Consider the following 24,078-nt stretch of genomic DNA (forward strand, 5'->3'; position numbering starts at 1 on the left):
TTTTTATTCCATGATTTTATTTTTTAGAATAGTATAAGGCCCCTAAAGTAAGTAAGAAGTATATAAATAAAATAAAAAACATCTGTTTTATCTCATTTAAAAATTCATAATATAAAATAAAGCCTGTGCCTAAAGTCAAAACAAAAATAGCAATACTTAGTAAAACAGTTGAAGAGTTTGTCTCTTTTCTAATCTTAAAATTTGAAAGGGTAATTATCAAAGAGACTACTAGAAAAGTTATACTTCCAAACTCTAAAAGTAGTTGTAAGGTACCACTTAAAATAAGACAAAATGCCAATATAGCCATAGTCCATATTGCTTTAGTTGGTATTTTATTTCCATCTCTTTTAGCTAAGAATTTCGGCATCAAACCATCATGGGCAATAATAGACATCTGTCTTGAAGCACCAAACACTGTACCACTAATAGCACTACTTGTTGCTAATAAAGCACCAATAATTACTAAGTCATTTCCCCAATGCCCTAATACTTTATTTGCACCTGAAGCCAAAGCATACTCTTTATTTGCAATGATGTCATCAAAAGATATAGCTAAAATAGCACCAATAGCTATAACCACATATATTAAAATAGCTAAACCAATAGCACTATATATTGCTCTAGGAATATTTTTTTGAGGATTTTCCATCTCTTCTACTGCATTAATAATCAACTCAAAACCTTCATAAGCTACAAAAGTTATAGATGAAACAATTAAAATTGCATAAAGTGTTACCTCTGTATTATCCTCAATTAGTTTTGGTATGGTTGTTTGGCTGTTATTTATTAAAACAAAAGAGATAACCACTAAGATTACCAATTTAGTATAAACCATAATATCTTCTAATTTTCCCATACCTTTTACACTCCAAATATTAATAAGTGTAAAAACAAGTAGTATTGCCCCTGCAACTAATTTTCTTATAAAACCTTCATCACTAAAATCAAAACCACTAATTGCATAAGAGGAAAAAGTATAAGAATAAAGTGATAAAGTACTTACATAGCCAAATACAACCCACCATCCAATCAAAGCAGCGATAAATCTTGAATTTGAAAAAGTTTTTTTTACAAAACTATATGCAGCCCCTTCATCTTTGTAGTAAAGTCCAAGTTTTATATATGAATATGCTGCTAAAGCTGCAATACACCCACCTATAATAATTGCAATTGGAGTATAAACTCCAATCATAGAAACAGAAATTCCAAGTATCGTAAATATACCACCGCCAACCATTCCACCTAAGGCTATTGCGATTAATTCTAACAATCCTAAACTTTTATCTCGGGGTCTATGTATAGTGTGTTTCATAAAAATCCAATTAGTAATATAATAAAATGCAATTATATTCAGTTTATATAAATAAAGAATAAAGGAAGAATTTGAAATTTGATAAATTATACAAAGGAAAATTGATAAAAAGATATAAAAGGTTTCTTGCTGATATTATACTTGAAAATGGTGAAGAGATAACAGCGCATGTTCCAAATAGTGGAGCTATGACAAGCTGTATAGAACCAAACTGTGATGTATGGGTTACTTTTCATGATAATCCAAAAAGAAAATTAAAATACACTTTAGAGCTAACAAAGATGGGTGAAAATCTAATTTGCACTAATACGGGTGTTGCAAATAAACTAGGAATAGAAGCCATTGAAGATGGAACTATAAAAGAGCTTCAAGGATATAGTTCTTTAAAACCTGAACAAAAATATGGCCAAAACAGTAGAATAGATATACTTCTAGAAAATGATGATAAAAAATGTTTTGTGGAGATAAAAAGCGTTAGTCTTAGAATTGATGAGATGTTAGCTTTCCCTGATGCGGTGACTTCAAGGGGAGAAAAACATTTAAATGAACTTTGCCAGATGGTAAATCAAGGACATAGAGCTGTGATGTTATATATTATTCAAAGAACTGATGATTTACCTTTTAGAATAGCAAATGAAATTGATAAAAAATATGCCCAAACTTTTAAAGATGTTTTATCAAAAGGTGTAGAAGTTTTAGTATATCAATCAAGCATATCTTTAGAAGAGATAAAAATAAATAAACAGTGCAAAATAGAATTATAAGTTTTACTTAACTTATTTTTTAAAATTATAATAAGTTTTAATAATATATAATTGCTAAAAAATTATAAAGGCAAGTTATATTATGAATAAATTTGACAAGTTTAGAAACTTTTGCAGAAAGTTTAGAGTTATTTTAGGGATTGTGTTAATTGGTATAGGAATTTATACAGGAATTTATTGGTTTTATTTAGGAATTATTCCATTAATAGCAGGACTTACTAACTTCTGTCCTACTTGTATGATTACTAAAAAATGTACTCCTAAACATTTACAACATAGTTAATTAGGAACTATTCTATATATATTTCCACTATCTGTGGAGATATATATAAGTCCATCGGGAGATTCTATTACATCTCTTATTCTTTCATCTAAATCATTTAGTAATCTTTCCTCTCTTAGTACATTAAAATTATTATCTAAGATTATCCTATTTAAGTGGGTTAGTTTTAAAGCACCAATAAAAATATCTCCTTTAAAAGCTGGAAACTTATTTCCATTGTAAACTATTAAAGAGCTTGGAGCAATTGATGGATCATAATACTTTATAGGTTGCATCATTCCATCTTTGTGAGTACCTTCCCCTACTGATAAAGGGTTCCAATACTCTTTTCCATAAGATATAGTAGGCCAGCCGTAATTTTGACCTTTGTATATAACATTTATTTCATCTCCACCTCTAGGACCATGTTCACTACTAAAAATAGTTTTTCTGTGTCTATCATAAAATATACCTTGGGGATTTCTATGTCCATAAGAATATATTTCAGGTAACTTTTCATATTGATTTATAAAAGGATTATCTTTAGGAATTGTACCATCAATATTTAATCTTATAATTGTTCCTGCATGATTACTTAAATCTTGAGCATTTGGTCTATAACCTCTTTCTCCAACACTAAAAAAAAGATGTCCCTCTTCATCAAAAGTTATTCTACTTCCAAAGTGTCTTGATGTGCCAGAATTAGATTTAGTTACTAATATATCTTTCCATTCATATAAATCATTGTATCTGTATTTTGCCTTTGCAAGTGCTGTTACAATATCATTTCCATACTCTTTTACATAAGTGAAAAATATTGTTTGATCACTTTTAAAGTTTGGAGATACTGCTACATCTAGAAGTCCTCCTTGTCCTCTATTCACTACATAAGGAGTATTTTTAAAATATTTTGTTACTCTACTTTTTAAGTTATAGGTTGCAATATTTCCATTTTTCATTGCGAAAATAATCTCATCCTTTGAAATAAAATCCAATGCCCAAATTACATCATTTTCACTAATTACTCTTTCAAGTTTTAAATTCATATTTTCACTAGAGAATCGCAAGATTGTTTGAGAACATAAAAATATAGGAAATAAAATAGCTATAAAATATTTTTTCATAAAATACTCCTTTTTATTATTATTCTATTATATTTTAATATCCTTATATTTATAATAAAAAATAGTATTAATCTTCTAACATTTTATATTGTATTTATCAACTATTTCTATAATATCTTTACCTAATTGATTTAATTTTTCAAAAGAGAGTCTATCTTTTGTACCTGATATTCCTACCGCACCAACTAAAATATTTTCATGGTTAAAAATTGGTACTCCAACACAACGCATATTATCTTGATATTCGCTATTGTCTATAGAATATCCATTTATTAAAACTTCATCTATAGTTTTTTTAAAAGACTTTAAATCAGTTATAGTATTGTTTGTATAAGGTTCTAATTTTAAATTGTCTAAACTATAATTTCCAAAAGCTAAAATAGATTTACCTAAAGCATTTGTATGTAAAGGAGCTTGTAAACCTACACTGTTTCTAGTTTTGATTTCTCTATTTGAATAATCTATTTGGTTTAGATATAAAAGTTTATTATTATCAATTATTCCAAGATATGAACACTCTTTAGTTTCTTCATATATCTCTTCTAACAAAGGTTTAGTTTTTTGAATAAGTAGTTCTATTCTAGTTTTTTTAGATTCGATATTTTCTAAATTTTTTGGAAGAATTTCATTGCTATTATCTAAATAAAGTATATACTCTTCATCTTTTAAAGTTTGAAGTATCCTTGACATAGTACTTTTATTTATTGATAATCTATCACATAAAAGTGTGGCTGATATTGGTTTTCCATAATTTACAATCTCTTTATAAACCTGTAAACCTTTTGATAGTGATTTTAACTGTTGAGACATAAAAATCCTTGATGCAAAACTAAATGTTTAGTTTTGCACAAGTTTTATAAAAGTTCATTAAATTTTGCAAGCCATTCTGGGTGAGCTGGCCAAGCTGCTGCTGTAACTAGATTTCCATCTACATAAGCAGATTCAAATCCAATATCGACCCACGCTCCACCATTTCTATCTACTTCTGGTGCACAAGCAGGATAACAAGAACAAGTTTTATCCTTGATTACATCAGCTGCAGCTAAAACTTGAATTCCATGGCAGATTGATGCAATTGGTTTATCTTTATCATTAAAATCTTTTACAATATCTAAAACTCTTTGATTTAATCTAATATATTCAGGTGCTCTACCACCAGGTATTACAAGTGCAGCGTATGTTGTTTCATCTATTTCATCAAATGTAGCATTTAAAGTAAAATTGTGACCTGGCTTCTCTGTATATGTTTGATCACCTTCAAAATCATGAATTGCAGTTTTAATTTGATCTCCAGCTTTTTTATCAGGACAAATTACATCAACTTGATACCCTAACATTTTTAAACATTGGAAAGGAACCATAAGTTCATAATCTTCAACAAAATCACCGGCAATAATTAATATTTTTTTTGACATATTCACTCCTTGATTATTTATAAAAATATTATATCAATCGCTTTTAATAATGAATTTATCACAACTACTAATTAATTATTGTTTCACTATATGAAACTAGACTTTTCTATTCATCCAATTTTCAATCTCTTTTGCCAATATATCAGCTTTTTCTAAAGGTATCATATGACTAGTACCCTCTAAAGGTTTTAACACTACATTTTTTAAACTGCTATCAATCTTTTCCATTGATTTTAGATTTAATAATCTATCTTTTTTGCTAAAAATAAAATTTATAGGAATATTCATTTCTAACAACTCTTTATATATATCTTCTCTTTGAAATGTAGTACTTAGTTGAAGTTTATACTCTTCAATACTAAAACTATTAAACATTTTCTTAATAAGATTGATTAAATACTTATCTTCTTGATTTTGCTCTTCTAATAATAGTTTTACTTTTTTTGTGGAAAGATTTATTGAAGAGAAATTATCCATTTGTTTTAAAAAAATCTCTCTTTTTCTTGTTTCTGTTTTACTTAATGAACTTGGTGTTCCTGCTACTAAAAATACTCTATTGATTTTCTCTTTTCTTTTAATAGTATAATATGAAGAAAGGTATGCGCCCAACGAAAAACCTAAAAGATTTATTTTTTCATCTTTTATAAATTTATCCAAATGATTTACCGCATCATCAAAATCTTTTGTTAAGGGTATGGGAAGATATATAAATTCATATTTATCTTTTAAAATTTGAACAATCTTTTCCCATAATAATTCATTATTCATAAGTCCTGGAAGTAAGTATATTTTCTCTTTTTTCATATATTTTATGGTTTATAATAATAAATCTTTATAAAAGACACTTACTCATGAGACATCCAATCTTTTATATGAATGCTCAACTCTTTTGAAAACTCCAAAGGTATATTATGACTAGTTCCCTCTCTTGATATAACTTTTAAATTATTCTCTTTTTGTAAAATTTCATTTATTGAAGTATGATTTAAAAGTCTATCTTCAGTACTGTAGTATAAGCTAATAGGAATATTCAATTTAACTAAATCATCAAATAAATCTTCCCTTTTTAAAGTGCTTGCTAATTGAGGAACAAAAGCTTTGTTACCTAAATCATTGAACATTGAAGAAACTATATGAATTAATTCTTCGTCATCTTTTATTTCTAATAATTCTTTTGCCTTTTCCAAATTTAAAGGTGAAAAGTTATCCTCTCTTGCTTCTTGTAGCTTTTTTTCTCTTCTAGCTATATCTTTTTCTTCAGTTGAACTAGGTGTTGAACTAACTAAAAACAATCTTTTGATTTTATCTGGATTTTTCAAAGTATAATAACTAGCAATATACCCACCTAAAGAAAATCCTAAAATATTAACCTTTTTATTGCCAATCTCTTTATCTAGGTGCTCAACAATCTCATCAAAATCTTCACTTAATGGGATGGGAAAATGTATCAGTTCATATTCATCTTCTAAATGTGGAATTAATCTACTCCACAATCTTTTGTCGGTCATAAGACCTGGTATTAAATATATTATCTCTTTCATTCTCTACAACTTGATTATTTTTTGAGCAGTTATTATACATAAAAGACCTATGAATAGACTTATTTAATAAATGTATGATTATTTTTTTATTCTCAAAACTATTTTTGATTAAACTAAAATAGATAAAATTTCATAAAAATATTTTATAGGATTTTTATGAGTACTACAATCTTTTCTAAAGATGAATTCAAAAACTATATTTTGATTATAATTGGCTCAATTACATTAGCATTTTCAGTTGTAGGATTTTTTTCACCCAATCAACTAATTACAGGTGGTACAGCGGGGCTTGCACTTTTACTTCACTACATTACACCTTTGTCAATTGGTTCTTTGATTCTTTTAATCAACTTCCCTTTACTAATGATTGGTGGAAAATTTTTAGGTAAATCTTTTGCTATCAGAACAATAGTTACACTTATCTTTATCTCTTTGTTTATTGACCTTTTTGACAAAGTATTTGAGATACAGCCTTTTATAATAGATACACCTTTAGGTTCTATTTTTGGAGGTATTCTTGTAGGTATTGGTTTATCTCTTGTTATAAAAGGAGATTCAAGTGCAGGTGGTTCTACTATTATTGCTAGACTTATTGCTGCTAAAACAGAAATCAAAGCAGGAACTGTAATTCTTACTATTGATTCAATCATAATCTTTTCATCACTTGTAATTTTTGAAGATAGAACAAAAGTTTTATGGAGTGTAATTAGTATTTATGTAACCTCTAAAATAATTGATACAATCTTAACGGGTAGACTAAATAAAAAAGTTGTATATCTAGTAACAAATAAAACAGAAGAGTTAAAAATAAGAATAAGAGAAGAATTAGGACCAAAAGGAACAATCATAAAAGGGGATGGTCTTTTTGAAGGTGAAAACAAAAAGATGATTCTTATAGTTGTAGAAGTTGGAAAACTTCAAGTTCTAAGAAAGATGGTAAAAGAAACTGATCCCGAAGGGTTTTTAATCATCACTGAAGCAACAGAGATGTTAGGAAGAGGACATTAGTCCCCTTCCTAAACTGTAATAAATCCTTGTAGATATCCAATAGCTTTTCCTGAGATAAAAACTCTATCATCTTTTACTTCACATTTTAAAATACCTGTTCTTTTTGAAGCTTGAAGTGCAATTAAACTGTTTTTTCCTAATTTTTCAGCCCAAAAAGGTGCAAGCCCTGCATGAATAGAACCTGTAACTGGATCTTCAATTCCACCATTTGCTGGCCAAAAATATCTTGAAACAAAATCATAATCACTACAATTTGATGGTGCAGTTACCACTACATCTAAAGGTGCAAGTTTTTTCAAAAGTTCACTATTATATGAGACTTCCAAAACTTCATCTTCTTTTTCATAAATTGCAAAATATGCTTGTGAACTTTTATAAACTTTTATTGGTTTTTTTGACAAACCTTCTATTAACTCTTTTGGTATATCTAGTTCAAGCTCTGGCTTTCTATTTGGAAAATTCATTTGTATCAAATCTTTTACTTTTTCTACTTCAAACTCTCCAACTGCTTTAGCAAAAAACTTCAAGTTATTTAGCTCTTTATTCTCATTAAATAAAACATATGAACTAGCCAAAGTTGCGTGACCACAAAAATCAATCTCACTTAAAGGAGAAAACCATCTTATATGATATACTTCTTTTTCATCTTGAACTAAAAATGCAGTTTCTGAAAGATTGTTTTCCATTGCAATATTTTGCATTAAACTTTCATCTAACCATTCATTTAAAATAATAACTGCAGCTTGATTTCCTTTGAATACTTCATTTGTAAAAGCATCTACAATATCAATTTTTAGTTTCATAATATTCCTTTTTATAAGCCATTTACTATATTAGTTGGTGTTTTGCATTTAATGCTGCTTTTTGCTTTATATCTTCTAAATGTGGAATTAATCTACTCCACAATCTTTTTATCGGTCATAAGATCTGGTATTAAATATATTATCTCTTTCATGGATAAAGTTTTAATTGTAACTAATAATTTTATTCTGTATTTTCAAGTTCGTCAATTACAGATTTTACAAAAACTGATTTTTCTTTTCCATATTCATCTTGCTCTGTAATCCCTTTTTCTAGGATATCCAATTTGGACTCTTCATACTTTTTTCTAGCCCAGGGATTTTCAAGCATATATTCTCGAAACTTTATTTGTTTTCTATGTTCAATACTTCCATTTAAAATAAGATGTATATGAATATTGTATTTTTTATCATTAAATATAACCATTCCATCTTTTCTTGGTCTTTCTCTTGGAAAAAGTTTTTTTCCTGTTTGATCTTGAAAACCAAGAGACTTAATATATTTAATAGCATCTTTTAATTCATCCATCTCGTATAATAAAGATAAATCTATTATACCTTTTCCTGAAACTTTTGCTGAAGTCGAACCTATATGTATTACTTTAAATCTTTCATTTTGTATAAATTCTATTAAACTATTAGCTACATTAAAATACTCTTCATTCCATGGTTTAAAGCTAGCATCAATTTTCTCATATTTTAATATTTGCATAATATTTTCCCAAAATAATTTTCATGTATATATTATATAATATATTATAAATACTAAATAAATTTTTTGATAAAATTCATTTTTAAATCAAGGAAAAAGTTTGAATAAACCTATTTATCTATTCTCTATCACTTTTATATTTATTATTTGTATATATTTATATCTTTTTGGAGAACAAGAAACTCTAAACATAATAAAAGAGGAATATATCTCCCTATCAATTTTATTTATTCTTATATTTGTATTTTTATTTTTTAAACTAAAACTAAAAAACCATGAAGTAAAAAATATATTGCCTAGCAATGATACTTCACTAAAATCAACAATCGTTTTTTTTCTTATATTTGAAGTGATGGATTATTATGAATTTGATGGCTTTTTAGGAATGGCTAGCCAATGGTTTTTTTATTGGATTATGGGAGTTATTTTTATAATCTTAATGCCAACTATAAACTACTATCTAAACTATAAAATAATAAAAAATCGATAGATTAAAACTCCTAATAAAGGAGTTTTATCATGCTTTATTAATCATCCAAATTGAAAATATATTAATATAATTCCAAAAAGATTTTTTTAAATCTTCATCTAAAGAAGTTTCTTCTATAGCTTGTGCATATTTTTCTAGCCAAATTATTCTTGCATTGCTATCAATTTCAAAAGGCATATGTCTTGCTACCATTCTAGGAGCACCCCTACTCTCATTGAAATACTTAGGTCCTCCACAAATTTGAATAAAAAAATCTGCAGCATGTTTTTTTGCCATATCTAATCCCTCTTTTGTATTAGGGAAAAGATCTTTAATCTCACTATGGGCTAATAAATCATAATGCCTAGCCACCAAATCTCTCATACCCTGCTCGCCAATAGCTGCTAAAACCATAGGGTTTGGAATTTGTACATCTGGTCTTTGTCCAAAAGAGGCTTCTGCAATTTTGTATTCCATATCATTCCTTTAAATTTTTTGAAACATTACTATTTTAATATATTATAAAAAGCAAAAAATTATTCTAATTTAAAATATTAATAAATATTTTTGCTTTTGTATATTTTTTTTATTAAAATTTACATATTGATTACATATACTTGCTTTTTATATTTTATTTTGATAAACTATTAATACAAAAAGATGATAAAAGTTGCATCTTTGAGTCTGCTTTATTTTGATAACTACTCGTTTCGATAAAAATGGATATAAAAAGAACACTTCATATTATATTTTTAACCCCGCCTTAGCAATATGGCACAATAAACAAAACAAGGAAAATAATGGCAACATTAGTAAATGGAACTGTAAAATGGTTCAATAGTGAAAAAGGTTTCGGTTTTATCGAACAAGAAAATGGTGGAAAAGATGTATTTGTACACTATAGACAAATCAATAAATCAGGATACGGTAGAGTTTCACTAGAAGATGGACAAAAAGTAACTTTCGAAATTGCAGAAAGTGACAAAGGTCTACAAGCAGAAAACGTAACTGCTGTATAATCTTACCCATAAGCAGCATTTTGCTGCTTATTAATTATATTTTCAACTGCCAAAATTCAACACATAACCACTTTTCAAACTTAAATCCCACATCAGGTAGATGACCAACTTTTTCAAAACCAAATTTTTTGTGTAAACCAATACTTGCTTCATTTGGCACAGTTATTAAACTAAGTAGATTTTTAATACCTAAATCTTTTAATTGCTCAATTAATTGTTTGTATAGTATTTTTCCTGCACCTTTTCCTGTAAATTGATGATTTAAATAAACTGATGGTTCAACGGTAAATCTGTATGCACTTCTGTCATGCCAAAAATGAGCATAAGCATAGCCTACTATCTTACCTTCAACTTGAGCTACTATCCAAGGAAGTTTTGTATTTTTTATTTTTTCAAAGCGCTCTATCATCTCATCTTTTGAAACTAAATCTTCTTCAAATGTTATGACAGTATTTTCAATGTAATAATTATATATTTTTGTAATTTCATCAAAATCAGAGATATTTGCATCTCGAATCAACATAATAGTCCTTTTATCATTATTGTATGTAAAATGATATTTTATCTATTTAATCTATAGAAAAGTTTATTTTTAAGACTATAAATATTTATTCATATATAAAACTTCAAAAGGAAGATGTTCAAAACTACTTTTTCTTCCCTCTTCAAAGCCCAGTTTTAAATACCAATTTTTTAGTTTTTCATGTTTTGCAATAATACCAATACTAACTCGTTTTATGTTTTTAGTTTTTGCATATTTGAAAATAAAAGATACTAACTCTTCTCCTATCTTTTGTTTTTGATGTAAAGGAAGTACAGACAAGCGATTTAAATATGCAACTTCTGGTTTTGGATTTTCAAAAGCAACACAAGCAACAATATTTTCATCTTTTTTATATAAAAAATACTCTTCATCTCTTTCAAAATCTGAGATAACCCAATCTTTAGTACAAAAGGATGGATGCTTTGGACAATTATCTATATTAAGATTAAACTCTTTTGCAACTTGTTCATTTGCTTTTTTGATTATAAAAGATATTTTTTCAGCATCTTTTATATCTGCTTTAATAATATTCAAAATATTACTTTTTTATTATTTTAACTACATATAGTAATAAAACTGCTCCTACAGTTGAAGTAATGATAGAGCCTATAAATCCTACACTTTTTATTCCAACTAAGCCAAATACAAAACCACCAACTATAGCACCAACAATCCCAACTGCGATATTACCAACAATACCAAAACCGCCACCTGTCATGATTTTTCCAGCTAACCATCCAGCAATAGCTCCAATTAATAAAAATATTAGAATATTCATTTATAATCCTTTTCAATAATTTATTTATTCATTATTTTAATAATATCGCAAATGATATTAAATAGCCTATAATAGTGAAATCAATATATTATTATTTTATCTTTATAGGAAGTAAGCTTAAGAAACTTAAAGCCTCAGGTAGTGAGAATTGTGCTTTTTGTATATCGTTGTATTTTGGGTCTATTAGATAGTTTTTTGAAGTTTCAAAATTTGATTTTTTTAGATTATTATTTATAAATACAGTTTGTTCTAAATCACATCCATCGAAAACTGAATTTTCTAAATTACACTCTTCAAAGCCTGTATCCTTTATCAAAGAATCAATAAATTTTATTCTTCTTAAATCCATAAGATGAAAAGAGTTTTGTGATAAATTACAAGCTTTAAACTCCACATTAAAAGGCTCATCACAAGAGCTCCATGAGATGCCTATTAGTTTTGAGTTTTTAAATTTTATGTCATTAAATGTTGAGGATTTTAATTTACTTAGTGATAAATCGCAATTTATAAACTCACACTCGGTAAACTTACAGTTTTCAATAACACTTTTTGAAAAATCACACTTGACAAAGATACAATTATCAAAATATATCTTATCTAGATTTTTATCACTATAGTTTTCAAACTCCTCTTCCCAATAGTCGTTTGTAGTAAAATTCATTTATTAGTTTCTCATTGTTGCTATTAGTCTATTTTTATCTTCTAAAAATGAGAAAACATCTTTAATAGATTTTACTAAGATATCCGAATTCAAAAGAGTTTGAGTGCACAAGCCTTCATCTTGTAATATTGCAATTCCTAGAATAGATTCTTTTAACATCAGCATATCATTTCTACCATTTCCCACACTCAAAGTTGTATTTGAACCTAATTGCTTTATAAAATCCAATTTACATATATCTTGAGAATCCTTTCCTATGGTTATCACTTTGCAATTTGTATTTTCAAGTTCTTTTTCAACTGTACCGTACGTATCTGCTGTAATAACATAAAAATCAAAATCATTAGACAAAGAGTTTATACTTTCACTAACACCTAAGATTAGTTTTCCATCTATTGCTATAGTTCCATTGTAATCAAATACAATATTTTTTAACTCAAAAGGTTCTCTTCCTGGAATATCTATTTTCATATTTTCTCTTTTTGTAAATTTTTATTTTTTAAGTAAGCTAAGGCTTTTGTTGTAAGTTCATCTGAATACTCATTAATTTTAAAATGATTAGGACTCCAACCTTTTAAAAATCTTTGAAAATCAGCCCATGCCACAGAAAACAAAGGTCTCCACTCCTCTTCTAACTTTTCAATATCAATCTCTTTTTTATAGTTTTTTAAAGCAAGTTCTAAAGCATCAAAATATGTATCTAAAATCCACTCTTCATTTTGTTCACAAGCTTCAGGATCTATTGCACTACTCATAAAATAAGCAATATCTTTCATCCCACAGCCATGTCCTACGTATTGAAAATCTACAGCTGCACATGAAGTTCCTTGTATGTTAAAACAAAAATTTGCTAACTTAGCATCCCCATGAACTATAGTTTGATATTTTGTATTTTGTAAAACTTTATCAATAGTTTTTGCATAATCTTTTAGTTGTTTATCTTCTAATAACTCAAACTCATCTGGTCTAGTATCTAAGTGCCAATAAGTCCCAGTTTCCCAAATAATATCAGATTTGACTCCCATATATTTTCCATGAAAGTTAGCCAACCAAGAAAGACAAGCTTTTAAGTGTGTTTTATAAGCATAAGAGATAACTGAAGTAAATCCTACACTTGCTAAATCTTCCATTACAATAAGAAACTCTTCATTTGTTTGAAAGCATTTAAGACCTTGTGGCATACGACAGTTTTCATCTATTGTTTTAGAAAAGTTTTTATACCAATTTACTTCAACTTGATAAGAGTGTAGTTTTCTTTTGTGGGAAAAATCAGTATTCCAACCTCTTGGATGAGAAGATGGTTGTGGAAGTTTTATATGTTTGATAATAATACTATTTTTAGGAAACTTTACACGAACAAGTTCCCCATATCCACTCCATAAAATCTGTATAGTTTCGATAGAGACTAATCTTCCTAATTGAAACTCATCACCAATCTTTTGATATAAACTACTACAATCTTGCATATCAAATCAAACCTTTTTTGATGATTTTTTTGTAACTAAAATACCACCAGTTACAATTAAAATAATACCAATAAATGTATAAATATCTGGAAATACATCCCCTAAAAGAACACCAAATCCAATTGCAAATGGAATATTAGTATAACTAACTACGCCTATAATACTTGCTTTACTTATACTATATGCTCTTGTTAAAAACCATTGTGAGGCAGTTGAGATTACAGCCATTAAAAGTACTAATGCCCAAACCCAAATTTGTGTATGCATCTGAAAACTAGCATATGGTGTAAATAGACACAATACTAAAGGTATAAGCATACCAACACCCATAAAAGAAAGCATTATCAATCTTGCGTCATAGATATCTTTTATCTTTTTTATAGTTGCATAAGCTGCTGCTGCAAAAAAACCACCCAATACTCCTAAAAAATGCTCATGAGAAATCTCTACACCAAAAGGTTTCATAATAAAAAGTATTCCAGCAAATCCAATTATAAGGGCAAAAAAAGTTTTTAGATTTATAGTTTCTTTCATAAGATAATAAGCCAATATAGTTACAAAAAATGGTGATGTTTTATTTAATATAACAGCCTCACCTAAAGGTATAGTTGCAATTGTATAAAAAAACAAAACCATAGCTAAAGCTCCAAATAGACCTCTTAATACAAGTAAATGAAGCTTTGATACATCAACTGAAACAGAAAACTTCTTCAAACTAAAAAGTATAATAAATACACCTATAAGATTTCTATAAAAAACTATCTCGATTGGATCCATAGTTTGAGATAAGAACTTAGCAACTGCTCCATTAAGTGCTCCAAATAAAGCACTTATAAGCATAAATAAAACACCCTTGTCTATTGATTTTAATTTTTCTGACACTTATTTTAAACCATTTACAATATTTATAGGTTTTAAGCCATCTAGCACCCTTTTTACATTTAAAGCTGCTTTTTGTCTCATCTCAAAATATGCTTTATCGCTATAAAATGCAGAGTGTGGATTTATCAAAAATCTTCCATCAAGCCATTTCTCTTTTGCTTTCCATGCATCTATCATAAGTCCATCTTTTGGTGGTTCACTTGGAAGTACATCAAGGTTTACACAATTTAGTTGACCACTTTTTAAAGGCTCATAAAATACATCCAAATCTTTTACTATAGCACCTCGTGCTGTGTTTACTATAGAAGCACCTTTTTTCATCTTTGAGATAAACTCTTCATTTACCATGCCATTTGTATCAGAGTTTAAAGGGCAGTTTATAGAGATGATATCACAAGTTTTTAGAAGCTCATCTAAGCTATCAACTCTTTTTGCTCCAAGCATCTTTTCTGTACCACTTGAAAGGTATGGGTCATAAAAGTAAGTTTGAAACCTAAGGGCATTTGCTTTTAAAATAACACTTCCCCCTATTCTTCCAGCTCCTATTACACCAACTTTATAATCACTATTTCTTTTGATATATTTTAAAGTATTGGTTTGCCAAGAGCCATCTTCGTATTCTCTACACTGATAATCATATCTTGTAATTCCTCGTGCAATGTTCATAATCATAGCAATAGCTGTATCACTAACCTCTTCTGTACCATAATCAGGAGTATTTGAAGCATAAATTCCTTTTTGTTTGATATATTCTAAATCTTGGAATACATCATATCCAACGCCGTATCTTACCATCGCTTTTAGATTTGGCAAAGAGTCTATAAATTCATTTGTAATTTTTTTATGCCAAACTAATAATACTTCAATACCTTCATGAAGTTCAGGTGAGATTTCGTCCCCTAAAACCTCTTTTTCTATATCTGGATTTGTTATCTTATCTGTTATATAAACTTTTTTCATAGTTTCTCCTAGATGATTATTTCATATTTTTTTTAGTTTTATTTGTAGCTATTGCTTCAAAAGGATTGTCTGGCCAATAGTGTTTTTTGTATTTAGAAAAAAGCTCTTTTTTCACCTCATCATATGAGTTTTCCCAAAAGCTTTTTAAATCGTATGTTATTTGTATTGGTCTTAATGCTGGACTTAAAAGATGTATTTGAAGTGCAAAACTATTGTTTAAAATCTTTGGAGTATCACTTTGTCCAAACATCTCTTGAATCTTTACAGCCAATATAGGTGTTTGAGAATTTGAGTAATCAATCTTTATATTTGAACCACTAGGCACTTTTATATGTGTGGGTGCCAAGATATCTATTTGCTGTTGCATATCCCAAGGTATTGTACCTAAAAGTATAGAATAGATATCTAAAGCTTCAAGCTCCTTTATAGTTTTTATATTTGATAAATAAGGGCTTAACCACTCCTCTAAACTATCCAACAAATACTCATCTGAAAAATCAGGCAACTCTATATCCAGATGTGTACTTATAAAAACAAGCCTTTGTTTTAAATCAATAGCTTTTTTACTCCATGTTAAAACACTCAAACCTTCACTTCTAATAAGCTCTAAAAATAGCTTAGAAAAATCGTGTTTATCATCTATGGATACAGGTTTTGAGTATAGTTCAAGCTCATAAAAGTAGCTTATTTGTCGTATATCAAACTTTTTATTATCTTTGTTATAAGTGATTGATTCTTTTACTTGTATATAATCAGCAAACTCTTTTTCTATGGTTTTTAATGATATTTTTAAAGCTAGATTTATATATGAGTCTTTGTTTTGAGCATTTAAAACAGGCGTTATAAGAAACTCCTCATTAAACAGATTATCCTCACTATTTAAAATAGCCCCTTTGCCATTACTTAGTTTATATCTATTGTCGTTTTTGCCCCTTTGACGTGCTAGCCTATCAGGATATGCAAATAGAAGTAAAATAGCTAAACTCTCTTCATCTATTTTTTCTTTAGATTTTTTCACCTCTTCACAAGCTTTTAATTTGGTATAAAAAAACTGCGCTTGTTTTAAAATAGTATTTGCTTGTAACTTTTTGATATAAGAACTATCCAAATCTTTCTCATAAAGATGGATAAACCTTGAATATATATCACAATTTGAAAACATCCCTTTAAAGATATCTTTTTCACTTAGTTGGGCACTTAAAAGGCAAGCTTCATAGCCAAAGGCTAACTCATTTGCTTTTAATATCATAAAAGCAAATCTTGGATGAACACCAAGACCTAAAGCTTTTTTACCCATAGTTGTAATCTCAAAATTATTATCCAACATCTTAAGCTCTTGAAGCATAAGTTTAGTGCTATTTCCCACCTCTTTATTTGGATAATCTAAAAACTTCAACTCCCTGATATCCTCTACACCCCAAAGGGCAATATCAAGGAAAAAGGAGCTTAAATCTATTCTTAAAATCTCTGGTTTTGTTGACTCTTGTAGTATTTTACCCTTGTGCCAAAGTTTATAACACTTTCCTAAACTTATTCTTCCTGCTCGCCCTGCCCTTTGAACTGCACTATCTTTTGAGATAAAGGTAAGATTTAGATGATTCATTGCATTTGAATAGTTATATAAAGATTGTTTTTCTAATCCTGAGTCTATTACTACTTTTACCCCTTCTATAGTTAAAGAGGTTTGGGCTATATTTGTTGAGAGTATTATCTTTCTTTTGTTTGATGGATTTAGTGCTTTATCTTGCATCGATTTACTCAAAGCTGAATACAAAGGGAAAATCTTTATATCTTCATCTTTTAAAGCATCATCTAAAGAGTTTTGTAAAGTAGTTATCTCTTTAGCCCCAGCTAGAAAAACTAAAATATCCCCTTCATCCTCTTTTATTGCTTTTAAAATAGTATTTAAAAGAAGCGTGTTTATGGATTTGAAATCTGGCTGTTTTATATTTGCTTCTAAAAAAACCTCTTCCACCTCATAGCTTCTACCTTTGGAACTTATAACAGGAACTTCTCCTAAAAGAGTTTCTAAAGCATTTGAGTTTAAAGTTGCAGACATAATAAGAAGTTTTAAATCCTCCCTTAATAACTCTTGAACTTGTAAAGATAAAGCAAGGGATAAATCTGTATGGATACTTCTTTCATGAAACTCATCAAAGATTATCATAGCTACATCTTCCAAAGCTTGGTCGCTTTGAAGTTTTCGCACTAGTATTGCTTCTGTTACAACTAGAAGTTTAGTCTCTTTTGAAAAACAACTCTCCATTTTGACTTGATAACCTACGCTTTGCCCTACTTCTTCCCCTAATAGTCTTGCCATTTGTAAAGCAACCATTCTGGCTGCTACTCGTCTTGGTTCAAGCATTATAATTATTCTGTCTTCTAGCCAAGATTCTTTTAGAAGTGAAACTGGAACAACTGTACTTTTCCCAGCTCCTGGTGGAGCTTCAAGTATCAGTGTAGAGTTTGTATCTAGAGTATTTTTTATCTCATCTAAGACTTCATATATTGGTAGATTTTTCAAGATAACTATCTTAGTCCTTGCTCTCTTAACTTATCTTTTTTACTTTTTCTTTTCCCTTTTACAGGTTGTGGGCCTTTTTGTTTCTTTTGCTCTATCAAAGTAAAATCAAAACCATCTATTTGCTCTTTTGGTATATCTAATTTATATCTTTTTTCTATTAGTTTAAAGTGATTTAGATTTTCATTGTCTAAAAAAGATATTGCTGTTCCAGTTTTACCTGCTCTTGCTGTTCTTCCTATTCTATGGATATAATCTTCTGTACTTCTTGGCAAATCAAAATTGATAACGCAATCTATATCATCAATATGTAAACCTCTTGAAGCAATATCAGTAGAGAATAAAATATCTATTTTTTTATTTTTAAAGTCATCAAGGGTTAAAATTCTCTCCTCTTGGGTTAGATCCCTATGGAAAGATTCTGCTTCGTAGCCTTTTTTTAAAAACTTATTTGCTATATTATCTGCTGCTCTTTTATTTGCCATAAAAACTAAAACTGATTTGAAGTTGTGTTGTTTTATTAGGTATCTTAAAAGTTCACTTCTATCCTCTTTTTTTACAAATATTGCCCTTTGAGTTATCTCTTGAACATGAGTACTTGTATCTTCAACTTCTATTTTTATAGCCTTAGTAGTTATCTTTGAAGCTATATCAATAACCTTTTGAGAATATGTTGCAGAAAATAATAGGTTTTGTCTTTGCTTTGGAATAATCTTTAAAATCTCATCAAGCTCTTGAACAAACCCTAAATCCAGCATCTTATCAGCTTCATCTAAAACAAAATATTCAATAGTGCTTAAATCAATCTGCTTTTTACCTATGATATCTAGTAGTCTTCCAGAAGTAGCAACTACTATATCACACCCTTTTTGTATCTTTAAAAGCTGCTCCCCTATTTTCTCTCCACCTATAACAGATACAACACTAAGCTGCTTTGGGAAATATTCACTCAAATTTGAAAATGTTTGGGCAATTTGTAGAGTTAACTCTCTTGTGGGAGCCAAGACTAGAACTTTTATCTTTGCTTTTTTTTGTGTTTTGTTTTCTTTTAGTGCTTCAAGTATTGGAATAACAAAACTAGCTGTTTTTCCACTTCCAGTTTTTGCCTGAGCCATAATATCTTGTTTTGTTTTTACAAGAGGGATCACTTTTGTTTGTATAAGAGTTGGTGTTTTATAGTTGTTTTTTTCTAATGCTTTTGTAAGTTCTGAAGATAAGTTAAATATATCAAATGACAAAAAATTCCTTTTTATTTATTATATAAAGAAATCTCTTAATAGCTATATAGATTTTTCAGAATCTTTAGGAAACTGTGCATTATATATATTTGCTACATGGATTAGACTTATAACTTTGATTAGAGGTTTTATCAAAAACTGTGCACTACCAACAATAAACAACCAAGTTCCACTCTCCATCAAAGAATCATTCAAAAAGAAAATACTTCCTACCAAAAACCAAATTGCTATAAGTAAGTCATTAAAAGCACCAATAAATTCATATCGGCGCTGTATAACAATGTGTCGATTCCCTATATCTAAATCTAGTTCATTTTCATTTTTATAAAATGTCATATCTTACCTACTTAACTTCCAAATAATTTTGTTCTTTATTAGAATAGGGAAATTCTCTTAAAAGAACTTTATACTATCCTAACGCATTTGAAAGATTTCTTGATGAAAATGCTTAGCATCTAATCCATTTGTAATAAAATCCTCTTTTAGTGTTTGACCAAATCCTTGAGGACCACAAAACCAAATACTAGATGATTTCCAAGCAGAAACCTCTGAACGTATTTGTTCGGCTGATAATCTTTTGTCTTTTCCACTTACTAAAATATGGATATTAACACCTGCTTCTTTTGCATCTTTTTTTAATTGCTCTATTGCAGTCTCTTCAAACTCAGCAGTTGGATGAAAAAGGTCAACGCTTATATTTTTAGCCGATTGTTTTCTTTGTTTTAGTTTAGCTATAAAAGGAGTGATACCAATACCAGCACCTACCCAAATTTGATGTTCTTGTTCATCTTTAAAATCAAAACATCCATAAGGACCTTCAACGGTAAGATTCATACCCTCTTTTAGTTTATCTTTTAATCTACTTGTATGATCACCTAAAGCTTTTGTAATAAAAACTAATTCTTTTTTATCATTCCATGCTGATGCAATAGTATAAGGGTGTGCCCCTTCACTTTTATCTACAGTTACATAAGCAAACTGCCCTGCTTCATGACCTTTCCAGTTTTCATCCATAGTTATAGTTGTTTCTAAAACTTTTAAATTAGGATAATAGTTTAGCTTAGATACAGTTCCTTGTGCTTTACGAGAGGCTCCAATTTTTCCTGTTAAAGTTAATATTGCAGAGATAGTTCCTCCAAGTAGTAAAAGAGCCATAATCCAACCAACAGGCTGTACCCAATAGTCCAATTTCATAAGTATAATAGTATGGTAAACCAATACTAAATATGAGATAGCAATTAACTTATGTGTTTTTACAAACCAATGGTAAGGGAAATATTTAATTAAAGCTAAAACTATAAGGATAATTGCACCATAAAATGCCCATTCTCCTACACTTTCTGCAAATCCTCTTTGACTACGAAAGAAACTCTCAATTTCACTTAATTCTCTTCCTTGTCCTGCTTTTCTAACTGGTTTTTCTAACCAGCCCCAGCCAACCATCCATTTTGTACCTTGTGCCATCCACCAGTGAGATATTGCAAAAATTGCAGCTGTAATACCAAGCCATTTATGAAGACGATACATTTTATCTAGCCCATCTAAGTATGGCTCAATAAATTTTGGTCTTAAGGCAAGCAACATAGCTACACTCATAAGTGACATTGCTATCACACCACTATACTGTACAAATACTGCACGAAATGAAAAATAAGTGAATGGCTCAGGAGCTAAAGTATCAGCTAAAAACCAAACAATTGTTAATACTAATAATAAAATTATAAATAGATTTTTACTGTTTTTCATCATATCCTCTTTTTAGTTTATATAAATATTGATTATTTATTGAGAATTTATTTTATAGAAATTAGACTTAGGTACTATTTTGAGGAATAAAGAAAAACGATATATTTAAATAAAAAAGACAAATTGTAACAGAAGATTATAATCTAAAGGTAAAATCTTATTCACCATTTAAAACAGACATAACAGTAGATCTACTTGTTTTAAGTTCTTGCATTATTTTACTAATATTTATATCACCATTGTCTGTATAGTACTCTTCATCATCAAGCATTCGTAAAATTTCATCCTTTTTATCTAGTATCTCTTGGGAAGTTTGTCTTTTTTGGAAAGTAAAATCCTCTTCACTCATAGTTTTCATAGCGTCTAAATCTCTTTTGATAGTAGGAACTGTAACTTTAAGCTCTTTTGCTAACTCTTTTGGATCAGAAATACCATTTGAAAGTAGTTCTTTTATGGCTATTCTTCTAGTTTTCATTTTACGTCTGCGATGATATGATATTTTCAAACTTACCTCTAAACTTAATTAATTGTTTAAATTATAACATAATGCTTGATAAAACTATTTTTTAACTGTGGTATTATATTTGCATATAAGAAGTACAAAAATGGGAGAAAATATGCAAGATTTTATAGATATGTACAAAGAGGCTTATAAGATAAATAAAGATGTAAAATTAGATAAAGTACTAAAAGAAGGTGAGATTGAAGTTAGTGAAGATGGATATAAATTAAATGCAAGTAAAGATGCAGATATTTTAGAAATGTTGGGAAAAATCAAACTTCATACAATAGTAAATGACATGAGAGTATTTAAACCTACTACTAACTTTATGGAGATTATTGTTTTGGCTTGGATATACAAAACTATGTCTATGCATTTGGAAGTATTAGAGATGGATTTATTGTTGGAGAAACTTTTAATAAAAAAAGAGCATGACCCATTTGCCTCATATGCAGTATTAAAAATCCTAGAAGCAAATCCAACACTAACAGGTGCAGATTCAAGTATGATGGACCACTATTTAACTATGGAATTAAATAGTGAACTTATGAATCAAATGGAAGAGAAACAAAAAGAGATAAACTAAAAAAGAATTCTATTTATTACGAATTTTGTTAAATATTTTTTTAGCAAATATTGTAATAAATAGACCACTTAAAATAAGAATAGCTCCAATTATTTCCGTTGAAGAAAGCTTTTCACCCAATAAAACAGATGAACTAAAAATTCCAACAATAGGTATCAAAAGTGCAAAAGGTGTTACTAATGAAGCTTGATAAGTTTTAAGTAACCATCCCCAAATAGCAAAAGCAATCAAGGTAGAGAGATATGATACATAAACTAAAGAAAACCATGTTTTTTGTGTAGTTGATAAAAGTATTGTTAGAGTATCTTTTGACTCAAAAAAGTATGACATAAGAAATAAAGGCAAAGGTGGTACTAAACAAACCCAAACCATAAAGTGTAAAAGATTTACCCCTTTTATTCTTTTCATAATGATATTTGATATTGACCAGAAAAATGCAGCAAAAAGTAAAAGTATAATACCCAATGTTGTAATGCTGTTGTTTACAGTAAAAAAGAAAAATGAAAAACCAATAGTAGCAACTAAAATTCCAATAGCTTGTATCTTTGTAATCACCTCTTTGTATATCAAAATACTAAGTATGATAGTAAATATAACCTGAGCTTGTAAAAGTAAAGATGAGATTCCAGCACTAGCATCTGCATTCATTGCATAAAATAAAAAACCAAATTTTAAAACACCTAAAAATACACCTACACCCAAAATATTCCAAATAGAAGTTTTAGGAAAAGGGATAAAAAATACAGCAGGAATAGCAACAATCAAAAATCTAAGTGCTGAAAAAAGTATAGGTGGCAGTTCTTCTAAACCAAACTTTATTATGGGAAAGTTAATTCCCCAAATCAACACAACTAAAAAAGCTAATAAAATACCTTTGATATCCATCTAATTCCTTTAAAATCAGATTATAGATAAATCAAACTTTATGTGTATAGAATAAAATTGCTTTTTACCACCAAGTTATAAAAAAGCTTTGGCTTTTATCCTCTTTTAGTTTCTTCATCCAAACAAGAGGGGATTTCTTATGATTTAAAAATAGTTCTATTTCAGTTAATACTTCATCAAAAGATTTCCAAATATTGTTTGTAAAACAATCTCTAACCCAATCATCTCTTGAAGGCAAAAAGTATTTAAACTCTTTAAAATCTTCTTGTTTTAAAAACTCATTGTAACTTAGATAAAAACCTTTTATACAATCGTTGTTTATAATAGGTATCTCTTTACCTACTAAGTTTAAAGGAACATAAATATTTCCTTTGAAACAAACCTTTTGTTCAAAAGCATTAACATTTAAATCAAACAAATACTTTTTAGTCTCATCTTTATAGAGTAAAGGAAGCTGCTTCTTTTTTAATTTTGTTAATTTTTGAGCAAAAGAATCATCTCTATTTGGACCAATAAATCTATCTATTTCATTTGTAAAAGAGGTATCATAAAGATAGTATTTGTAGATATGCTCTATATGTAAATATTTTTGTGTTGTTTTATCAAAAAGCAAAAAATCCAACTCTCCAAGAGTTTCTTTGTCATGAATAATTTGGATATATGATTTTATTAACTCATAGTTTGGCGATTGATTTATATAAAACTCAAAAAAACGCTCTATTCTTTTTCCTAAAGGAAGATTAGTAGAAATATCTAATTTAGTAAAATCAAACTCATTTACTTCTTTTATATCTAGTTCAAATTGATTTAGACCATTTAAGTTTTTAAATAAAGAAGGTGTGTTTAGGTATCCTAGGAATTGAGTTTTTAAATTTTCCATTGC

Annotated in this window: 30 protein-coding genes; 6 read left to right on the forward strand and 24 right to left on the reverse strand. The window is 28.6% G+C overall.

The window, feature by feature from the left end:
• Positions 1-16: 16 nt before the first annotated feature.
• Complete coding sequence (locus tag ACKU3H_RS13165) at positions 17-1,312, reverse strand: APC family permease (RefSeq protein ID WP_320034327.1); 1,296 nt, start codon at positions 1,310-1,312, stop codon at positions 17-19.
• Positions 1,313-1,383: 71 nt separating this feature from the next.
• Between ACKU3H_RS13165 and sfsA the strand changes: the two genes are divergently transcribed.
• Positions 1,384-2,076 carry a DNA/RNA nuclease SfsA gene (gene sfsA, locus ACKU3H_RS13170; protein ID WP_320034328.1) on the forward strand — a complete coding sequence of 231 codons (693 nt, stop codon included), beginning with the start codon at positions 1,384-1,386 and terminating at the stop codon, positions 2,074-2,076.
• 82 nt (positions 2,077-2,158) lie between these two features.
• Positions 2,159-2,359 (forward strand): DUF2892 domain-containing protein, encoded by a 201-nt coding sequence (locus ACKU3H_RS13175; RefSeq protein WP_320034329.1) that lies wholly within the window; start codon positions 2,159-2,161, stop codon positions 2,357-2,359.
• On the opposite strand, the gene ACKU3H_RS13180 is transcribed toward ACKU3H_RS13175, so the two are convergent.
• The 5 genes from ACKU3H_RS13180 to ACKU3H_RS13200 all read right to left on the reverse strand — a co-directional run bounded on the left by ACKU3H_RS13180 (position 2,356) and on the right by ACKU3H_RS13200 (position 6,418).
• Positions 2,356-3,462, reverse strand: coding sequence for a PQQ-dependent sugar dehydrogenase (locus ACKU3H_RS13180; protein WP_320034330.1), 1,107 nt, complete (start codon positions 3,460-3,462; stop codon positions 2,356-2,358). The genes ACKU3H_RS13175 and ACKU3H_RS13180 overlap by 4 nt on opposite strands.
• Positions 3,463-3,537: 75 nt before the next feature.
• Positions 3,538-4,272 (reverse strand): IclR family transcriptional regulator, encoded by a 735-nt coding sequence (locus tag ACKU3H_RS13185; protein WP_320034331.1) that lies wholly within the window; start codon positions 4,270-4,272, stop codon positions 3,538-3,540.
• 44 nt (positions 4,273-4,316) lie between these two features.
• Entirely contained in the window at positions 4,317-4,877 is a 561-nt protein-coding gene (locus tag ACKU3H_RS13190; RefSeq protein WP_320034332.1) for a DJ-1/PfpI family protein, read from the reverse strand.
• 96 nt (positions 4,878-4,973) lie between these two features.
• Positions 4,974-5,645, reverse strand: coding sequence for an alpha/beta fold hydrolase (locus ACKU3H_RS13195; protein WP_320034333.1), 672 nt, complete (start codon positions 5,643-5,645; stop codon positions 4,974-4,976).
• Between the two features lie 77 nt (positions 5,646-5,722).
• Entirely contained in the window at positions 5,723-6,418 is a 696-nt protein-coding gene (locus tag ACKU3H_RS13200; protein ID WP_320034334.1) for an alpha/beta fold hydrolase, read from the reverse strand.
• Between the two features lie 156 nt (positions 6,419-6,574).
• On the opposite strand from ACKU3H_RS13200, the gene ACKU3H_RS13205 reads away from it, so the two are divergent.
• Positions 6,575-7,426 (forward strand): YitT family protein, encoded by an 852-nt coding sequence (locus ACKU3H_RS13205; protein ID WP_320034335.1) that lies wholly within the window; start codon positions 6,575-6,577, stop codon positions 7,424-7,426.
• A gap of 8 nt (positions 7,427-7,434) precedes the next feature.
• Here the strand turns inward: ACKU3H_RS13205 and ACKU3H_RS13210 are convergent, their stop codons facing one another.
• Together ACKU3H_RS13210 and ACKU3H_RS13215 are read right to left on the reverse strand one after the other, a co-directional pair.
• Positions 7,435-8,229, reverse strand: coding sequence for a PhzF family phenazine biosynthesis protein (locus tag ACKU3H_RS13210; protein WP_320034336.1), 795 nt, complete (start codon positions 8,227-8,229; stop codon positions 7,435-7,437).
• 181 nt (positions 8,230-8,410) lie between these two features.
• Positions 8,411-8,938, reverse strand: coding sequence for a GrpB family protein (locus ACKU3H_RS13215; RefSeq protein WP_320034337.1), 528 nt, complete (start codon positions 8,936-8,938; stop codon positions 8,411-8,413).
• Between the two features lie 100 nt (positions 8,939-9,038).
• Between ACKU3H_RS13215 and ACKU3H_RS13220 the strand changes: the two genes are divergently transcribed.
• Positions 9,039-9,428 carry a hypothetical protein gene (locus ACKU3H_RS13220; RefSeq protein ID WP_320034338.1) on the forward strand — a complete coding sequence of 130 codons (390 nt, stop codon included), beginning with the start codon at positions 9,039-9,041 and terminating at the stop codon, positions 9,426-9,428.
• Positions 9,429-9,455: 27 nt separating this feature from the next.
• On the opposite strand, the gene ACKU3H_RS13225 is transcribed toward ACKU3H_RS13220, so the two are convergent.
• Positions 9,456-9,884, reverse strand: coding sequence for a globin (locus ACKU3H_RS13225; protein WP_320034339.1), 429 nt, complete (start codon positions 9,882-9,884; stop codon positions 9,456-9,458).
• A gap of 323 nt (positions 9,885-10,207) precedes the next feature.
• Between ACKU3H_RS13225 and ACKU3H_RS13230 the strand changes: the two genes are divergently transcribed.
• Positions 10,208-10,426, forward strand: coding sequence for a cold-shock protein (locus ACKU3H_RS13230; RefSeq protein ID WP_320034340.1), 219 nt, complete (start codon positions 10,208-10,210; stop codon positions 10,424-10,426).
• Positions 10,427-10,460: 34 nt separating this feature from the next.
• On the opposite strand, the gene ACKU3H_RS13235 is transcribed toward ACKU3H_RS13230, so the two are convergent.
• The 13 genes from ACKU3H_RS13235 to ACKU3H_RS13295 form a co-directional block, all read right to left on the reverse strand.
• Entirely contained in the window at positions 10,461-10,949 is a 489-nt protein-coding gene (locus ACKU3H_RS13235) for a GNAT family N-acetyltransferase (protein WP_320034341.1), read from the reverse strand.
• Positions 10,950-11,024: 75 nt separating this feature from the next.
• Positions 11,025-11,504, reverse strand: a complete 480-nt coding sequence (locus tag ACKU3H_RS13240; protein WP_320034342.1) for a GNAT family N-acetyltransferase — start codon at positions 11,502-11,504, stop codon at positions 11,025-11,027.
• 4 nt (positions 11,505-11,508) lie between these two features.
• The gene (locus tag ACKU3H_RS13245; protein ID WP_320034343.1) at positions 11,509-11,748 is read right to left on the reverse strand and encodes a GlsB/YeaQ/YmgE family stress response membrane protein; all 240 of its coding nucleotides are present in this window, start codon (positions 11,746-11,748) and stop codon (positions 11,509-11,511) included.
• Between the two features lie 91 nt (positions 11,749-11,839).
• Positions 11,840-12,409: a pentapeptide repeat-containing protein gene (locus tag ACKU3H_RS13250; protein WP_320034344.1), complete on the reverse strand. Its 570-nt coding sequence runs from the start codon at positions 12,407-12,409 to the stop codon at positions 11,840-11,842.
• A 3-nt stretch (positions 12,410-12,412) separates the two neighbouring features.
• Complete coding sequence (locus ACKU3H_RS13255) at positions 12,413-12,880, reverse strand: ATPase P (RefSeq protein ID WP_320034345.1); 468 nt, start codon at positions 12,878-12,880, stop codon at positions 12,413-12,415.
• A complete protein-coding gene (locus ACKU3H_RS13260) occupies positions 12,877-13,875 on the reverse strand; it encodes an oxidoreductase family protein (protein ID WP_320034346.1) in 999 nt (332 codons plus the stop codon). Before ACKU3H_RS13260 ends, ACKU3H_RS13255 begins: the two co-directional genes overlap by 4 nt.
• A gap of 6 nt (positions 13,876-13,881) precedes the next feature.
• A complete protein-coding gene (locus ACKU3H_RS13265; protein WP_320034347.1) occupies positions 13,882-14,757 on the reverse strand; it encodes a DMT family transporter in 876 nt (291 codons plus the stop codon).
• Positions 14,758-15,717, reverse strand: a complete 960-nt coding sequence (locus tag ACKU3H_RS13270; RefSeq protein WP_320034348.1) for a C-terminal binding protein — start codon at positions 15,715-15,717, stop codon at positions 14,758-14,760.
• 16 nt (positions 15,718-15,733) lie between these two features.
• Positions 15,734-18,241, reverse strand: coding sequence for an ATP-dependent helicase HrpB (gene hrpB / locus ACKU3H_RS13275; RefSeq protein WP_320034349.1), 2,508 nt, complete (start codon positions 18,239-18,241; stop codon positions 15,734-15,736).
• 5 nt (positions 18,242-18,246) lie between these two features.
• On the reverse strand, positions 18,247-19,476 hold the full coding sequence (locus tag ACKU3H_RS13280; RefSeq protein WP_320034350.1) for a DEAD/DEAH box helicase: 1,230 nt from the start codon (positions 19,474-19,476) through the stop codon (positions 18,247-18,249).
• Between the two features lie 42 nt (positions 19,477-19,518).
• Complete coding sequence (locus ACKU3H_RS13285) at positions 19,519-19,812, reverse strand: YrhK family protein (RefSeq protein ID WP_320034351.1); 294 nt, start codon at positions 19,810-19,812, stop codon at positions 19,519-19,521.
• Positions 19,813-19,890: 78 nt separating this feature from the next.
• On the reverse strand, positions 19,891-21,222 hold the full coding sequence (locus ACKU3H_RS13290) for a ferric reductase-like transmembrane domain-containing protein (protein ID WP_320034352.1): 1,332 nt from the start codon (positions 21,220-21,222) through the stop codon (positions 19,891-19,893).
• Positions 21,223-21,379: 157 nt separating this feature from the next.
• Positions 21,380-21,697, reverse strand: a complete 318-nt coding sequence (locus ACKU3H_RS13295) for a hypothetical protein (RefSeq protein ID WP_320034353.1) — start codon at positions 21,695-21,697, stop codon at positions 21,380-21,382.
• A 142-nt stretch (positions 21,698-21,839) separates the two neighbouring features.
• Here ACKU3H_RS13295 and ACKU3H_RS13300 point away from each other — a divergent pair, with 142 nt between their 5' ends.
• Positions 21,840-22,310, forward strand: coding sequence for a hypothetical protein (locus tag ACKU3H_RS13300; protein ID WP_320034354.1), 471 nt, complete (start codon positions 21,840-21,842; stop codon positions 22,308-22,310).
• Positions 22,311-22,319: 9 nt separating this feature from the next.
• Here the strand turns inward: ACKU3H_RS13300 and ACKU3H_RS13305 are convergent, their stop codons facing one another.
• Together ACKU3H_RS13305 and ACKU3H_RS13310 are read right to left on the reverse strand one after the other, a co-directional pair.
• Positions 22,320-23,195, reverse strand: coding sequence for an EamA family transporter (locus ACKU3H_RS13305; RefSeq protein ID WP_320034355.1), 876 nt, complete (start codon positions 23,193-23,195; stop codon positions 22,320-22,322).
• A gap of 64 nt (positions 23,196-23,259) precedes the next feature.
• Positions 23,260-24,075 (reverse strand): DUF1853 family protein, encoded by an 816-nt coding sequence (locus tag ACKU3H_RS13310; RefSeq protein WP_320034356.1) that lies wholly within the window; start codon positions 24,073-24,075, stop codon positions 23,260-23,262.
• Between the last annotated feature and the right edge of the window lie 3 nt (positions 24,076-24,078).

This window comes from Halarcobacter sp. (genome assembly GCF_963675975.1).
GTDB lineage: Bacteria > Campylobacterota > Campylobacteria > Campylobacterales > Arcobacteraceae > Halarcobacter.

Bases quoted from the DNA above. Each gene is read 5' to 3' on its own strand.
- ACKU3H_RS13165 (WP_320034327.1), bottom strand. From the start codon at position 1,312: ATGAAACACACTATACATAGACCCCGAGATAAAAGTTTAGGATTGTTA.
- ACKU3H_RS13175 (WP_320034329.1), top strand. From the start codon at position 2,159: ATGAATAAATTTGACAAGTTTAGAAACTTTTGCAGAAAGTTTAGAGTT.
- ACKU3H_RS13180 (WP_320034330.1), bottom strand. From the start codon at position 3,462: ATGAAAAAATATTTTATAGCTATTTTATTTCCTATATTTTTATGTTCT.
- ACKU3H_RS13185 (WP_320034331.1), bottom strand. From the start codon at position 4,272: ATGTCTCAACAGTTAAAATCACTATCAAAAGGTTTACAGGTTTATAAA.
- ACKU3H_RS13190 (WP_320034332.1), bottom strand. From the start codon at position 4,877: ATGTCAAAAAAAATATTAATTATTGCCGGTGATTTTGTTGAAGATTAT.
- ACKU3H_RS13195 (WP_320034333.1), bottom strand. From the start codon at position 5,645: ATGAATAATGAATTATTATGGGAAAAGATTGTTCAAATTTTAAAAGAT.
- ACKU3H_RS13200 (WP_320034334.1), bottom strand. From the start codon at position 6,418: ATGAAAGAGATAATATATTTAATACCAGGTCTTATGACCGACAAAAGA.
- ACKU3H_RS13205 (WP_320034335.1), top strand. From the start codon at position 6,575: ATGAGTACTACAATCTTTTCTAAAGATGAATTCAAAAACTATATTTTG.
- ACKU3H_RS13210 (WP_320034336.1), bottom strand. From the start codon at position 8,229: ATGAAACTAAAAATTGATATTGTAGATGCTTTTACAAATGAAGTATTC.
- ACKU3H_RS13215 (WP_320034337.1), bottom strand. From the start codon at position 8,938: ATGCAAATATTAAAATATGAGAAAATTGATGCTAGCTTTAAACCATGG.
- ACKU3H_RS13225 (WP_320034339.1), bottom strand. From the start codon at position 9,884: ATGGAATACAAAATTGCAGAAGCCTCTTTTGGACAAAGACCAGATGTA.
- ACKU3H_RS13230 (WP_320034340.1), top strand. From the start codon at position 10,208: ATGGCAACATTAGTAAATGGAACTGTAAAATGGTTCAATAGTGAAAAA.
- ACKU3H_RS13235 (WP_320034341.1), bottom strand. From the start codon at position 10,949: ATGTTGATTCGAGATGCAAATATCTCTGATTTTGATGAAATTACAAAA.
- ACKU3H_RS13245 (WP_320034343.1), bottom strand. From the start codon at position 11,748: ATGAATATTCTAATATTTTTATTAATTGGAGCTATTGCTGGATGGTTA.
- ACKU3H_RS13250 (WP_320034344.1), bottom strand. From the start codon at position 12,409: ATGAATTTTACTACAAACGACTATTGGGAAGAGGAGTTTGAAAACTAT.
- ACKU3H_RS13255 (WP_320034345.1), bottom strand. From the start codon at position 12,880: ATGAAAATAGATATTCCAGGAAGAGAACCTTTTGAGTTAAAAAATATT.
- ACKU3H_RS13260 (WP_320034346.1), bottom strand. From the start codon at position 13,875: ATGCAAGATTGTAGTAGTTTATATCAAAAGATTGGTGATGAGTTTCAA.
- ACKU3H_RS13270 (WP_320034348.1), bottom strand. From the start codon at position 15,717: ATGAAAAAAGTTTATATAACAGATAAGATAACAAATCCAGATATAGAA.
- ACKU3H_RS13285 (WP_320034351.1), bottom strand. From the start codon at position 19,812: ATGACATTTTATAAAAATGAAAATGAACTAGATTTAGATATAGGGAAT.
- ACKU3H_RS13290 (WP_320034352.1), bottom strand. From the start codon at position 21,222: ATGAAAAACAGTAAAAATCTATTTATAATTTTATTATTAGTATTAACA.
- ACKU3H_RS13295 (WP_320034353.1), bottom strand. From the start codon at position 21,697: ATGAAAACTAGAAGAATAGCCATAAAAGAACTACTTTCAAATGGTATT.
- ACKU3H_RS13300 (WP_320034354.1), top strand. From the start codon at position 21,840: ATGCAAGATTTTATAGATATGTACAAAGAGGCTTATAAGATAAATAAA.
- ACKU3H_RS13305 (WP_320034355.1), bottom strand. From the start codon at position 23,195: ATGGATATCAAAGGTATTTTATTAGCTTTTTTAGTTGTGTTGATTTGG.
- ACKU3H_RS13310 (WP_320034356.1), bottom strand. From the start codon at position 24,075: ATGGAAAATTTAAAAACTCAATTCCTAGGATACCTAAACACACCTTCT.